Source organism: Pseudomonas neuropathica (assembly GCF_051174785.1).
In the GTDB taxonomy this organism is placed as follows: domain Bacteria; phylum Pseudomonadota; class Gammaproteobacteria; order Pseudomonadales; family Pseudomonadaceae; genus Aquipseudomonas; species Aquipseudomonas neuropathica_A.
In genome coordinates this window covers 820,984-833,479 of record NZ_CP195111.1, presented here as the reverse complement: position 1 = coordinate 833,479, position 12,496 = coordinate 820,984, and the positions used below count along the sequence as shown (strand labels likewise).

Sequence of the window (12,496 nt, the reverse complement as noted above, 5' to 3'; positions counted from 1 at the left end):
CGCTCCCACAGGGTTTTGCATTGATCCGCCGGTCTTGCTCCTGCCATCCGGCTTGTTCGGCGCCGCCGTCCTGGCTGCCTGGGTCGTACTTGTTGTTATTACGGGTGTTGCTGTTCACGGATGACGGATGTGCGCAGGCACACCCGACGTCCGTGGGGGCAGTAAATCGTTATGTATTCCTGGGTTGTGTCAGCGCTGGTTGCGCCGCGCCGCCCGTTGCCGGCAAGCCGCGCCGAATGCCTGGAAAATCTTCAGGTAGTTCGGGTTGTCGAGCACTTGCCATTCCGGGTGCCATTGCACGCCGAGGGCGAAGGTCGGGCTGTGCTCGACCGAGATCGCCTCGATCAGGCCGTCCGGCGCCACCGCTTCGGCGCGCAGGCCGGGCGCGAGGCGGTCGATGCCCTGGCTGTGAATCGAGTTCACCTGAAACTCGCCCGGCAATTCCAGCGCCTCGAACACACCGCCACCAAGCACGGTCACCGCATGGGCCGGTGCGTATTGCACGGCCACATCCGGGCTATCGGCTTCACGGTGATCGAGCATGCCCGGCAGCTCATGCACCTTCTGATGCAGGCTGCCGCCGAACGCCACGTTCATTTCCTGGAAACCACGGCAAATGCCGAGCACTGGAACGCCCGCCGCGATGGCTGCACGTAATAAAGGAAGGGTGGTGGCATCCCGCGCCGGATCGTGATCCGTGCCGGGTGCGCTGGCCGGGCCTTGATAGTGGAAAGGTTCCACATTCGAGGGCGAGCCGGTCAGCAGCAGACCGTCGAGTTGACCGAGCAGGTCTTCGATTTCGGTCAGCTTGCCAAGGGAAGGAATGACCACTGGCAACCCGTTAGCGCCAACGCTGACAGCACGTACGTACTTGTCGCCGCTGATGTGATAGGGGTGCAGGCCAATCTGTTTGACGCACGCAGTAACGCCGATCAATGGCTTGAATGCCATTTTTATTCACCTCGAAGTTTGACACTTGAACGAGCTTTTCCGGAGCTTAGCCTCGTTGATTTTAATTAACAACTGCCATGTAAAAAATTCTAAACGCCGTTCATCATATCTTCATGATTCTCGGGGCTGTGGCGCCTGCATTGGCACGCAAGTGTTAAAAAAAGCCCGAAAAATAAACCCTGAGCGGCCATCTGTTCGCTATTGACTTCACTTTGCCGTTCGGGTTGACTGGCTCGGCGAAACAGCAGTGAACATAATAATTAACAGCTAAATAGGTGCATCATGTCGGTCCCTCTGCGTACCGTTCAACTCAACGAAGCAAACGCATTCCTTAAGAAATATCCTGAGGTTTTGTACGTCGACCTTCTGATTGCGGATATGAACGGTGTGGTGCGCGGCAAGCGTATCGAACGCACCAGTCTTCATAAGGTTTACGAGAAAGGCATCAACCTGCCGGCCTCGCTTTTCGCCCTCGACATCAATGGCTCCACGGTGGAAAGCACCGGCCTGGGTCTGGACATCGGCGACGCTGATCGCATCTGCTACCCGATCCCCGGCACCCTGAGTATCGAGCCGTGGCAGAAGCGCCCAACCGCACAACTACTAATGACCATGCATGAGATCGAAGGCCAGCCGTTCTTCGCTGACCCGCGCGAAGTGCTGGCCAACGTCGTGCGCAAATTCGACGACCTCGGTCTGACCATCTGCGCTGCGTTCGAACTCGAGTTCTATCTGATCGACCAAGACAATGTGAATGGCCGTCCACAGTCGCCACGTTCGCCGGTCTCCGGCAAGCGTCCGGTGTCGACTCAGGTGTATCTGATCGACGATCTCGACGAATACGTCGATTGCCTGCAAGACATCCTCGAAGGCGCGAAAGAGCAGGGCATCCCGGCTGACGCAATCGTCAAGGAAAGCGCCCCGGCGCAGTTCGAAGTCAACCTGCATCACGTCTCCGATCCGATCAAGGCGTGCGATTACGCGGTCCTGCTCAAGCGTCTGGTGAAGAACATCGCCTACGACCACGAGATGGACACCACCTTCATGGCCAAGCCGTATCCGGGCCAGGCGGGCAACGGTCTGCACGTGCACATTTCGATCCTGGACAAAGAAGGCAACAACATCTTCGCCAGCGAGGATCCCGAGCAGAACGCCGCACTGCGTCACGCGATCGGCGGTGTGCTGGAGACCCTGCCTGCGCAAATGGCGTTCCTCTGCCCGAACGTCAACTCGTACCGCCGCTTCGGCGCGCAGTTCTACGTACCGAACTCGCCGAGCTGGGGCATCGACAACCGCACCGTTGCGGTCCGTGTGCCAACCGGTTCGGCCGACGCTGTGCGTATCGAGCATCGCGTTGCTGGCGCTGACGCCAACCCGTACCTGCTGATGGCTTCGGTGCTGGCCGGTATTCACCACGGTCTGACCAACCAGATCGAGCCGGGCGCCCCGGTGGAAGGCAACAGCTACGAGCAGAACGAACAGAGCCTGCCGAACAACCTGCGTGACGCACTGCGCGAGCTGGACGACAGTGAGGTCATGGCCCGCTACATCGACCCGATGTACATCGACGTGTTTGTCGCGTGTAAAGAGAGCGAGCTGGCCGAGTTCGAGAACTCGATTTCTGATCTTGAGTACAACTGGTATCTGCATACGGTGTGAGTGTTTGAAGGCCCCAAAAGCCAAAAGCCCCTCACCCTAACCCTCCCGAAACGTCGGACCGCCCCGAGGGAGAGGGGACTGATCCGGGGATGCTTGGGAAATCCAGCGACCTGAACCTGCTTTACCGAATCCATAATCGACTCGGTCGTTCAGGTCGGTGCAAATCCCGAGACAACTCGGTCGCTCCCCTCTCCCTCCGGGAGAGGGCTAGGGTGAGGGCAGCCATCTCAAGCCAGACACAACACCCCGACACCCCCAATCCCCCCTTGTCGAGCCACAACAATGACAACGACCCGCAACGACTGGGAACAACGCTTCCAGTCCCTGACCATCGAAGCCCGCGCGTTCATCAACGGTGAATACCGCCCGGCCATCAGTGGCGACACCTTCGAATGCCTGAGCCCCGTCGACGGCCGTTTCCTCGCCTCCGTGGCCAGCACCGATGAAGCCGACGCCAACCTCGCCGTTGAAGTCGCGCACCAGTCTTTCGAGTCCGGCATCTGGGCGAAAAAAGCCCCGGCCGAGCGCAAGCGCATCCTGATCCGCTTCGCCGATCTGATCCTGCAGAACCAGGAAGAACTGGCGCTGCTGGAAACCCTCGACATGGGTAAACCGATCAGCGATTCGATGAGCATCGACATCCCGGCGACCGCCAACGCGATCCGCTGGAGCGCCGAAGCCATCGACAAGATATACGACGAAGTCGCCGCCACCCCTCACGATCAACTCGGCCTTGTCACCCGCGAACCTTCCGGCGTGGTTGCGGCCATCGTGCCGTGGAACTTCCCGTTGATCATGGCCAGCTGGAAATTCGCCCCGGCGCTGGCCGCGGGCAATTCGTTCATTCTCAAACCTTCGGAAAAATCGCCGCTGACGGCGATCCGTATCGCGCAGTTGGCGCTGGATGCCGGCATTCCGAAAGGCGTGTTCAACGTGCTGCCAGGCTTCGGCCACACCGTCGGCAAGGCGCTAGCGTTGCACATGGACGTTGACGTGCTGGCCTTCACCGGCTCCACGGCGATTGCCAAGCAACTGATGATTTATGCCGGCCAAAGCAATATGAAACGCGTCTGGCTCGAAGCCGGGGGCAAGAGCCCGAACGTGGTGTTTGCCGACGCACCGGATTTGCGCGCGGCAGCACAAGCGGCGGCCGGCGCCATTGCCTTCAATCAGGGCGAAGTGTGCACTGCCGGCTCGCGCTTGCTGGTCGAGCGTTCGATCCGCGAGCAGTTCATTCCGCTGTTGCTGGAAGCGCTGCAAGCGTGGAAACCCGGTCACTCACTGGATCCAGCCACCACCGTTGGCGCTGTGGTCGATCAGCGTCAACTCGACAACGTGCTGCGCTACATCAGCATCGGTCGCGAGCAGGGCGCCGAGCTGATTGCCGGTGGCCAACGCACCCTCGAAGAAACCGGCGGCCTCTATGTGCAACCGGCGCTCTTCGACGGTGTGACCAACGCAATGACCATCGCCCAGGAAGAAATCTTTGGCCCAGTGCTGTCGCTGATCACCTTCGACACCGCTGAAGAAGCGCTACAGATCGCCAACGACAGCATCTTCGGCCTCGCCGCCGGCGTCTGGACCAGCAACCTCAGCAAGGCGCACACCTTCGCTCGCGGCCTGCGTGCCGGCAGCGTCTGGGTCAACCAGTACGACGGCGGCGACATGACCGCGCCGTTCGGTGGCTTCAAGCAGTCGGGCAACGGTCGCGATAAATCGCTGCACGCGTTCGACAAATACACCGAGCTGAAAGCGACCTGGATCAAGCTCTGACTCTATTACAGCGGTGGTCGCCTTTTATTGGCGGCCCTCGGAGAAACCTATGAAACAGCAACACGTAAACAGCTACTACGCCGCCACCCGCAACGAAGTCATCGACTTTCCGGTTCTGGAAGAGTCGGTCGAGTGCGACGTCTGCATCATCGGCGCCGGTTACACCGGCCTGTCCTCGGCGCTGTTCCTCACCGAAGCCGGCTACAAAGTGACGGTGCTGGAAGCGGCGAAAGTCGGCTACGGCGCCAGCGGTCGCAATGGCGGTCAACTGGTCAACTCGTACAGCCGCGACGTCGACGTGATCGAAGAGCGCTACGGCGACAAGACTGCGGAAATCCTCGGCAGCATGATCTTCGAAGGCGCCGACATCATCCGTTCGCGCATCAAGGAATACGACATCCAATGCGACTACCGCCCGGGCGGCATCTTCGCAGCGATGAACAAGAAACAACTCAACGGTCTGGCTGAGCAGAAACGCGGCTGGGAGCGTTACGGCAACCGCAATCTGAAGATGCTCGACGCGGCTGAGATTCGTCGCGAAGTCGGCTCCGATGCATACGTCGGCGGCCTGCTCGACATGCAGGGCGGCCACGTTCACCCGCTGAACCTGGCGCTCGGTGAGGCGGCTGCGATCACACGTTTGGGTGGCAAGATCTACGAGCAATCGGCAGCCGTGGAAATCAAATACGGCGAGCCAAACGTCGTGCGCACTGCCAAAGGCCAGGTCCGCGCCAAGTACTTGCTGATCGCCGGCAACGCCTACTTGCCGCAAGGTCTCGACAACCGCGTCACCGCGAAAAGCATGCCGTGCGGCTCGCAGATCGTCGTCACCGAACCGTTGACCGAAAAGCAGGCGCGCAGCCTGATCACCAACAATTACTGCGTCGAAGACTGCAACTACCTGCTGGATTACTACCGTCTGACTGCAGACAACCGACTGCTTTACGGCGGCGGCGTGGTCTACGGCGCGCGTGAACCGGACGACATCGAACAACTGATCCGCCCGAAGATCCTCAAAACCTTCCCGCAGCTCAAAGACGTCAAGATCGACTACCGCTGGACCGGCAACTTCCTGCTGACCATGTCGCGCATGCCGCAATTCGGCCGCATCGAGAAAAACGCCTACTACATGCAAGGCTATAGCGGCCACGGCGTTACCTGCTCGCACCTCGCCGGCAAGCTGATCTCGGAAATGATCCGCGGCGACGCTGAGCGTTTCGACGCTTTCGCGTCCTTGCCGCACATGCCAATGCTCGGTGGCCGCACCTTCTCCGCGCCACTCACCGCCCTCGGCGCCGTCTACTACTCACTGCGCGACCGTTTCGGCATCTAAGTTACCTCCCCGGCGGCGGCCCCCAAGACCCCGCCGGTTTTTTAATGCTGCAGCAACACCACCGATGTCACTGACACCCAGATGTCCAACTGTGGGAGCGAGCCTGCTCGCGAAGAGGCCAGCAAAGGCAAAATCAATCCTGCTGAAATACCAAAGATCAAATTGTAGGAGTGAGCCTGCTCGCGATAAGGCCAACCCAGCCAATATCCCTCCCACAGAAACACCAAAAACCCTGTGGGAGCGAGCTTGCTCGCGAAGGCGGCCATCCAGTCAAAAATAATGTTGAATGTGCCACCCAATCGCGAGCAGGCTCACTCCTTCAGATCCGTATTACCAAGGCAAGAAGGACTTTTGCCCCACCGTCCATCGAACCTGCTGAGCAACACCGGCAAACGTGATTTAATAGCCGCCTTTCACGGTTCCGGGACACGGGAGCAACGTGATCCGCGCCCCTCGCGCGGCACCCGCCACCCACCCCCATTACCCGTGGGTCTGCGCGAGAACCGCCGAGCGGCGATCAGGCAAGGCAAAAACAGGCGAGGAAGCGGAGTGTAGGGCCCTACATGAGCATTCCGAGCCTGTTTTTAACGCAGGATGATCGTCGCGCAGGCAGTTTTCGCGCAGAGCCTAAGTACTTCTCACATAAGGCAGTCATGGATACGGGTTCTCGACTCAAACTAGTACGCGAAAGCTACAAACTCTCCCAGCGCGAGCTGGCCCGGCGTAGCGGCGTGACCAATGCCACCATCTCCCTGATCGAACAGAATCGCGTCAGCCCCTCCGTCAGCTCCCTGAAAAAGCTGCTCGAAGGCATACCGATGTCCCTGGCCGACTTCTTCACCTTCGACCAACCCCCGCGCGAACACCAATACGTCTTCCGCGCCAACGAACAACCCGACCTCGGCCGCCACGGCCTGCGCCTGCTGCTGATCGGCGCCTCGGTGCCCAGCCGGCAGATGCGCCTGCTGCGCGAGCAATACGCACCGGGCGCGAGTTCCGGGGAAGAGCCGATTGTGCATGCTGAGGGCGAGGAGTGTGGGCTTGTCACCCGTGGCACGGTGGAGTTGACCGTGGATGGGTCGGTGAGTGTGTTGAATGCGGGGGATGGGTATTATTTTCCGACTACGCTGCCGCATAAGTTTCGGAATATCGGGGCGGATGAGGCGGAAATTATTAGTGCGAATACGCCGGCGAATTTTTGACGGGGTCTAAGCGATATAGCGAACACATGCTTAAAGTTTCGTTGAGCCTTCCCACTGATTTAATATTTTGGATGAGCTCGCGGTTTGATAAAAAATCGGCGCTGCGCGAAATGCTTCAGTCATGGTTTTAGGTTGTTTGAGATGGCGTATTTAGTTCGGAATATCGTCGCTCGGCTGATTTTTTGTATGTGGAAGAATTTCGTTGATTCTTTTCTCAATTTCGTCGTGCTCGGAATAAGAGGGTTTGTAAAACGTGCGCCAGTTGTTGAATAGGTCGCTTGCTATATTTTTGTCAGGATTTAACGTTTCGATTGAATCGATTTCGCCTATTAGTGTGGTGAGAAAACTGGTTTGGTATTTATAGTCCTTGCCTTGTTGGTTTATTCCATAGTAGAACGTTTTTTTCAAATCCTCTCTGATTGTCTGGCTTTTTTTGAAGATGGATTTAGTTTTATTAAAGCAGTAGGCCGTATCAGCTTGAACAAGGAGCAGTATGTGTTCTACCATTCTTAAAGCTTCGATGCCCTCTTCTATGTTGTAGTCATTTTCTAGTTGCATTAGTTTTTTGAATGAATCTTGTAGCTGCTTTAGTCTGGTTCTCGTGATTTCTTTGAATTCTTCGCTCCTTGGCATGACGCCAACGTGTATAGAGCTTTCTGGATAATATTTTCGGTAAAGCTCAGGCTTGTTGATGATAGGGGCTGTATCATCGATAAGTAGTTCTGAATACCTAGTTTTAAGTGAGTGCTCTATGAAATCGACGTTTTTGCAAAAGTGTTCGAAATGGGAAATGTAGAGTTTGGTATTATTGTCTCTCTCTGTGTTTTTAATCTGTCTTCTCGTATTTTCAATTTGAACGGCGACCTGTTTTGCTCCGTGAAGCTTGCCAATTAGAACTCCAAGAGGGATGGCTAGAGAGATTACGCCAATGGGAAGTTTACTTATCCGAAGGAACGTGGCATATCCAGTTTCCGTGAATTCAAATGAGTGCGTGATCCACAAGGGGAGGCCAAGTAAAATTGCGAGAAGCACGGGGATTGCGATGGTAAGCCAGAATAAGGGCTGTCTTTCGAGGCCGTGGTCTGGGTTTAAGGATAAGAAATATAAGAGCGTTGATGGTTTTATTTTTGCCATAAAATGTGTTCGCTTAACTGTTTCAATGAGAAGTTATGGTTTTTTCTTTGCTGGAGAACTATCGTCTTGCGAAAATTTGAAGTTTTGGTATTCATTTTGTTGCGAGTTTTCAGGCTGGCGGCGGTTGTTAGCTGCCCACAATGTAAAACGCCTTCCAGTTCTTTGGGTATTGTTTTTCTTTCCAGATTGCATTGAATTTTTCAAGGCCAATAAAGTCTTGGGTAACATAGAATACGGCGTAAAATAGCCTATAGTCATATTCGTTAGAGTAGCCGTGAATATCATCGGACAGTTGTGCAATGGTTGCCTTAAGTTTTTCAGCGGTCGTTGCGAACTTGTATTCCACAGCTGCGAAGAGTTCTGGGATCAAAATATCAGGTTTATATTCTTGAGCTTGTTTTATAAAATTTGATTTCGGATGAAGAGATGTCGGAAATATAGCTTGTATGACATGTTTTACGCATTTATATACTTCGGTTTCTGATTTTACGGTTTTACCACTGTTGTGCACTATTGCTGCAGTGTTTTTAAGTATTGTCTCTAGGTATTTTATTCCAGCTTGGGTGTAGTATAACTCTGATTCTGTGCTAATTCCGAGTATCTTCAGGAATCTATGAATTTTTATCAGGAAAGTGTTGTAGGGATGACCAGTTTCGTTGTCGATTTCGTATTCTTCAGCGGCGCGAATTGCGTTGAAGTCTAACCCAAAGCGGTTTTTGAATTGGTCCTGGTAGTCGGTTAGCTTGAGTACGCTAAGTAGTGCTAAGGTTGAAAGGTAAATTGAGTCGACAATGTCAATTAATGGCTTGGTGAGTGTCTCTTCGTTGTCAATAAATGCTTGTGGTAGTTCGGTATCAGGGTTTCTTGAATGCCAGTCTCCTAGGTCAAGCTGGTGTTGGGCAACTTTTATTGATAGTTGGTTAGCTTCTTTCAGTAATGTTATTAGTTGTGCTTCCAGCATGTTCTGATTCAATTTGTGTTGGTCTCTTCATTGTAAGTAGTAATTTTTGACGCTCAAGAAATTGTTGACTTTACAGGTGCATCCAGCGGGTATTGGGTCGCTCCCGCAACCAATATCTTGCTAGGCTATATTTGGTCGGACTCACAGTCGGGTGTCAGAGTGCCATCAGATTGCGGTTATTGGAAGTGTTGAATAAAAAACCGATATTTCGTCAGGGAAAACCGAGGAGGGCGTTAAAAGTCTGAAATATTCCGATTAGAAATCGACTGCGTTTTCTACCCATGACTAAACGCCCATAACCATTCGTCCGACACACCGCACCTTCGTCGCACACCTTCTTCCAATGCTGTAACTCCCCCACGCAAAGGAAGAGCCACCATGCTGAACCATAAAATCGCGGTGCTTACGCTCGCGGCGTTGCTGTCCGGCAGTTCGCTGTACGCGATCGCGGCCGGCGAAACGCCAACCCCTACGGCCAACGACGGAAATAGCCAGACGCGTGAACCGGCGTCTCCAGCCACCAATGCCGACCCGGATGCCAATTCGCTGCCCAAGGGTGGTGATGGTGGCAAGACCGATAATGGGCCGGTGCCTTCTGCCTCCAAGCCTAGCCCTGCGGGTCAACCGTCCGGTAGCAGCAGCGGTGGTAACGGCGGTGGTTAATGGATATCGCGCACTAAGAAGCCCGGTTTTTTAAGCCGGGCTTTTTCTTTGTCTGTCGCAAGCATGGATCAGCCGTTTACTTCGTTTTCCAATGCCCGCCACCATTCTCACAATCAATCCGCGCCTGAGCCAAATGCTCAACGTCGTAGTAATACGTGGTCACTTGCGCGTTATTGGGGATGTTCAACGCTTCGGCGTTTTTGTCCTTGCTGGTGGAGTGCGGGTTGGCCAGGGATTCCTGGGTAATCGTGGCGATACACGTGGCCTGATAGTGGTCGGCGCAGTGTTCGACCTTGGTTTTTTTGCTGTTGAGCATGTCTTTGCTTTCGTTGCTGCATGACCAGTCGATGGAGCCGACGGGCATGCCTTCGTATTCGTAGCAGCTGTGGTTTTCCACCGCTGGCACCGAGGCGCTGGAGGATTGGGTCTGGACGTCGCAGCCTTCGGCCATGACGCAGGTGGGGATTACGGCGAAGGTGGCGATCAGAAGCAGGAAGCGAATGTTCATCGGGGTTTCCTCTTCAAAGGCGCCGGGTCTGATCGATGATGTTGGCGCTTTAAAGTTTCGAGACGGCATGGAGGAGGGAGGTTCCATCGGGTTTTTGATTTGCTCCTATCGCGTACACTGCGAAACAATCGGAAACATTCAGCGCCCAAGGATTGGAACATTGCCCATGATCGAAATCGGCAGCCGCAACAACGCGCTCCCCTCGCAGCATCCATTCCACGACATCTATCTGTTTCACATTGACCCCGCAAAGCCAGAAACACCGTTCTGTTTCGAGCAGTCGATGTCCGGCGGGCATATGGAGCATGGCGGTGCGCGGTGGTTGGCGCTGGATGAGCTGGACGCCTGGCCCGGTGAGTGGCGCGAGCATCTGAAAATGGCCGATTGCGCATGGGTTGCCGAGTTGATCGATGCCCATCCGAAAGCCGATCAGGCCACATTGGTGTCGCTGATTCTTCAGCGTCATTCCGGGCCAGCCAAACCAGTCGGACGGCTGAAGGCAATCGGCAACTGGCTCAAACGCAACATCCATGTCGGCGGCCGCTACGGCGTCTAACCCTCGGAGACTTCCATGACCCAGACCCTCGAACGTGCTATCGCCATCGCCGCCACGGCCCACGCCGGGCAGGTCGACAAGGGCGGTGCGCCGTACATTCTGCATCCGCTGAAAGTCATGTTACGCATGACCACGCTGGAACAACGCATCGTCGCCGTGCTGCATGACGTGGTTGAGGATTGCGGTGTCAGCCTCGATGATTTGCGCAAGGAAGGTTTCAGCGAAGAGGTGCTGACGGCGATTGAGTCGGTGAGCAAAGTGCCGGGCGAGTCCTACGAGGATTTTGTCGAGCGCGCCGCACAAAACCCGATCGGTCGGGTGGTGAAACTGGCGGATCTGGAAGAGAACAGCGACCTGTCGCGAATTGCCTCGCCGAGTTGGGAGGATCTCGAACGAATCGAAAAATACCGCCGGGCGATTGCACGGCTGCGCGGCTGAAAACGAATACATCTCCTGTAGGAGCTGCCGAAGGCTGCGATCTTTTGATCTTGATCTTCAAAAACAAAGTCAAAAGATCGCAGCCTTCGGCAGCTCCTACACGGGGTTGTGGTGTGTCAGGTAAATAGCCAGGAAGGCGACTATGAAATCCATTCTCTGTTTGTTGATTGCGGCTGGTTTCGGCGCACTGTTGCAGTTCGAAGGTGTGCCCCATGGGCTGCTGTTGGGTTCGATTGTGGTTACCGCATTGTTCGCCAGTAAAACCGGAATCGCCCCGGCAACTCCCTATGGACTCGGCTACATCCAGGTCACGCTGGGCATCGCCACCGGGCTGATGTTCGAGGCGTGGGACAGCGAGACGGCCTCGACGATGTTGCCGAGCCTCGGCGTGTTGCTGATTTGCCTGACGGTGCAAATCGCGTTGGCCGGATGGTGGCTGACGCGTGGTGCAGGCTGGAATCGTACTGATGCCCTGTTGGCGGTTTATCCCGGTGCACTGGCGGCGGTGTTTGATTTGCTTGAATCGGAAAAGGCATCGAGCAAGGTCATCATCGTGCATCTGATGCGCTTGCTGTTGATCACCGTGCTGGTGAGTTTCCTGATTCCCGGCCAGGCCGCTGCAGTGGCGGTTGCCGATGGTGATCCACTGACCACAGGCATGGCGTTGACTGCGTTTTCGGTCATTGCGCTAAGCGTACTGCTCGGACGCTTGCTGCTGGTGATCGGCGTACCGGCGCCGTTCATGCTCACCGCGATCATTATCACTGCGGTGTTTGTGAAATCGGGATGGCTGCACGGTTTTCACATGCCGGACTGGAGTTTGAATCTGGCAGCGCTGATTCTCGGCGTGCGGATCGGCTCAAGGTTTCAGGGGCTTGGCGTAGCGGAGCTGGGACGTCATGGCCGCACGGCGTTGGTCTCGGTCGGTTTGATGATCGTGGTAGCCGCAGTATTTGCTGAGGTGGCGGCGCGCTGGTTGGGCAGTGATCCGCTGTCGCTGTGGCTGGCGTACATGCCGGGCGCGATTGAAACGATTGCAATTGTCGCGTTTGGTGGTGGGCTGAATGTGGTGTTTATCCTGACTCATCATTTGAGCCGGATGGTGTTGCTGCATTTTGCGCCGGCGTTGTTGGTGCAGGTGAGGCGGGCGCGGGAGGAAATCTGACCGGAGCCACTGATGCCTGCATGTTGCGTCGTGTCAGTTAGATCCATCCCCCTCACCCCAGCCCTCTCCCCAGGGGGGCGAGGGGGAAGGGAGCCGATTGTGGGCTGTTCAAAACTTGAGTTCGGCTCGATATACCAGGTCGGTGTAGCTCGA

Annotated in this window: 12 protein-coding genes; 8 read left to right on the top strand and 4 right to left on the bottom strand. The window is 55.6% G+C overall.

Going from position 1 to position 12,496, the window contains the following annotated elements; translation table 11 throughout:
• Positions 1-189: 189 nt before the first annotated feature.
• Complete coding sequence (locus tag ACRRSD_RS03780) at positions 190-951, bottom strand: gamma-glutamyl-gamma-aminobutyrate hydrolase family protein (protein ID WP_435037174.1); 762 nt, start codon at positions 949-951, stop codon at positions 190-192.
• Between the two features lie 282 nt (positions 952-1,233).
• Between ACRRSD_RS03780 and ACRRSD_RS03775 the strand changes: the two genes are divergently transcribed.
• The 4 genes from ACRRSD_RS03775 to ACRRSD_RS03760 all read left to right on the top strand — a co-directional run bounded on the left by ACRRSD_RS03775 (position 1,234) and on the right by ACRRSD_RS03760 (position 6,918).
• Entirely contained in the window at positions 1,234-2,610 is a 1,377-nt protein-coding gene (locus ACRRSD_RS03775) for a glutamine synthetase family protein (protein WP_007918694.1), read from the top strand.
• Positions 2,611-2,892: 282 nt separating this feature from the next.
• A complete protein-coding gene (locus tag ACRRSD_RS03770) occupies positions 2,893-4,383 on the top strand; it encodes an aldehyde dehydrogenase (RefSeq protein ID WP_435037173.1) in 1,491 nt (496 codons plus the stop codon).
• A gap of 49 nt (positions 4,384-4,432) precedes the next feature.
• Entirely contained in the window at positions 4,433-5,716 is a 1,284-nt protein-coding gene (locus ACRRSD_RS03765) for an NAD(P)/FAD-dependent oxidoreductase (RefSeq protein ID WP_016987688.1), read from the top strand.
• A 653-nt stretch (positions 5,717-6,369) separates the two neighbouring features.
• The gene (locus ACRRSD_RS03760; protein WP_007950154.1) at positions 6,370-6,918 is read left to right on the top strand and encodes a cupin domain-containing protein; all 549 of its coding nucleotides are present in this window, start codon (positions 6,370-6,372) and stop codon (positions 6,916-6,918) included.
• Between the two features lie 150 nt (positions 6,919-7,068).
• Here the strand turns inward: ACRRSD_RS03760 and ACRRSD_RS03755 are convergent, their stop codons facing one another.
• Positions 7,069-8,052, bottom strand: a complete 984-nt coding sequence (locus ACRRSD_RS03755; protein ID WP_435037172.1) for a hypothetical protein — start codon at positions 8,050-8,052, stop codon at positions 7,069-7,071.
• A 127-nt stretch (positions 8,053-8,179) separates the two neighbouring features.
• Entirely contained in the window at positions 8,180-9,013 is an 834-nt protein-coding gene (locus tag ACRRSD_RS03750; protein WP_435037171.1) for a hypothetical protein, read from the bottom strand.
• A gap of 378 nt (positions 9,014-9,391) precedes the next feature.
• On the opposite strand from ACRRSD_RS03750, the gene ACRRSD_RS03745 reads away from it, so the two are divergent.
• Positions 9,392-9,676, top strand: a complete 285-nt coding sequence (locus tag ACRRSD_RS03745) for a hypothetical protein (RefSeq protein WP_095113590.1) — start codon at positions 9,392-9,394, stop codon at positions 9,674-9,676.
• Between the two features lie 76 nt (positions 9,677-9,752).
• Here the strand turns inward: ACRRSD_RS03745 and ACRRSD_RS03740 are convergent, their stop codons facing one another.
• Positions 9,753-10,184 carry a hypothetical protein gene (locus ACRRSD_RS03740; RefSeq protein WP_435037170.1) on the bottom strand — a complete coding sequence of 144 codons (432 nt, stop codon included), beginning with the start codon at positions 10,182-10,184 and terminating at the stop codon, positions 9,753-9,755.
• Between the two features lie 166 nt (positions 10,185-10,350).
• On the opposite strand from ACRRSD_RS03740, the gene ACRRSD_RS03735 reads away from it, so the two are divergent.
• From ACRRSD_RS03735 to ACRRSD_RS03725, 3 genes are all read left to right on the top strand, one after another.
• A complete protein-coding gene (locus tag ACRRSD_RS03735; protein WP_435037169.1) occupies positions 10,351-10,740 on the top strand; it encodes a hypothetical protein in 390 nt (129 codons plus the stop codon).
• A gap of 15 nt (positions 10,741-10,755) precedes the next feature.
• On the top strand, positions 10,756-11,178 hold the full coding sequence (locus ACRRSD_RS03730) for an HD domain-containing protein (protein WP_435037168.1): 423 nt from the start codon (positions 10,756-10,758) through the stop codon (positions 11,176-11,178).
• A 142-nt stretch (positions 11,179-11,320) separates the two neighbouring features.
• The gene (locus ACRRSD_RS03725; protein ID WP_435037167.1) at positions 11,321-12,343 is read left to right on the top strand and encodes an AbrB family transcriptional regulator; all 1,023 of its coding nucleotides are present in this window, start codon (positions 11,321-11,323) and stop codon (positions 12,341-12,343) included.
• Positions 12,344-12,496: the final 153 nt, after the last annotated feature.

Coding starts and splice junctions, on each gene's coding strand:
- ACRRSD_RS03750 (WP_435037171.1), bottom strand. CDS start 9,013: ATGCTGGAAGCACAACTAATAACATTACTGAAAGAAGCTAACCAACTA.
- ACRRSD_RS03755 (WP_435037172.1), bottom strand. CDS start 8,052: ATGGCAAAAATAAAACCATCAACGCTCTTATATTTCTTATCCTTAAAC.
- ACRRSD_RS03745 (WP_095113590.1), top strand. CDS start 9,392: ATGCTGAACCATAAAATCGCGGTGCTTACGCTCGCGGCGTTGCTGTCC.
- ACRRSD_RS03775 (WP_007918694.1), top strand. CDS start 1,234: ATGTCGGTCCCTCTGCGTACCGTTCAACTCAACGAAGCAAACGCATTC.
- ACRRSD_RS03765 (WP_016987688.1), top strand. CDS start 4,433: ATGAAACAGCAACACGTAAACAGCTACTACGCCGCCACCCGCAACGAA.
- ACRRSD_RS03780 (WP_435037174.1), bottom strand. CDS start 951: ATGGCATTCAAGCCATTGATCGGCGTTACTGCGTGCGTCAAACAGATT.
- ACRRSD_RS03735 (WP_435037169.1), top strand. CDS start 10,351: ATGATCGAAATCGGCAGCCGCAACAACGCGCTCCCCTCGCAGCATCCA.
- ACRRSD_RS03740 (WP_435037170.1), bottom strand. CDS start 10,184: ATGAACATTCGCTTCCTGCTTCTGATCGCCACCTTCGCCGTAATCCCC.
- ACRRSD_RS03730 (WP_435037168.1), top strand. CDS start 10,756: ATGACCCAGACCCTCGAACGTGCTATCGCCATCGCCGCCACGGCCCAC.
- ACRRSD_RS03770 (WP_435037173.1), top strand. CDS start 2,893: ATGACAACGACCCGCAACGACTGGGAACAACGCTTCCAGTCCCTGACC.
- ACRRSD_RS03760 (WP_007950154.1), top strand. CDS start 6,370: ATGGATACGGGTTCTCGACTCAAACTAGTACGCGAAAGCTACAAACTC.
- ACRRSD_RS03725 (WP_435037167.1), top strand. CDS start 11,321: ATGAAATCCATTCTCTGTTTGTTGATTGCGGCTGGTTTCGGCGCACTG.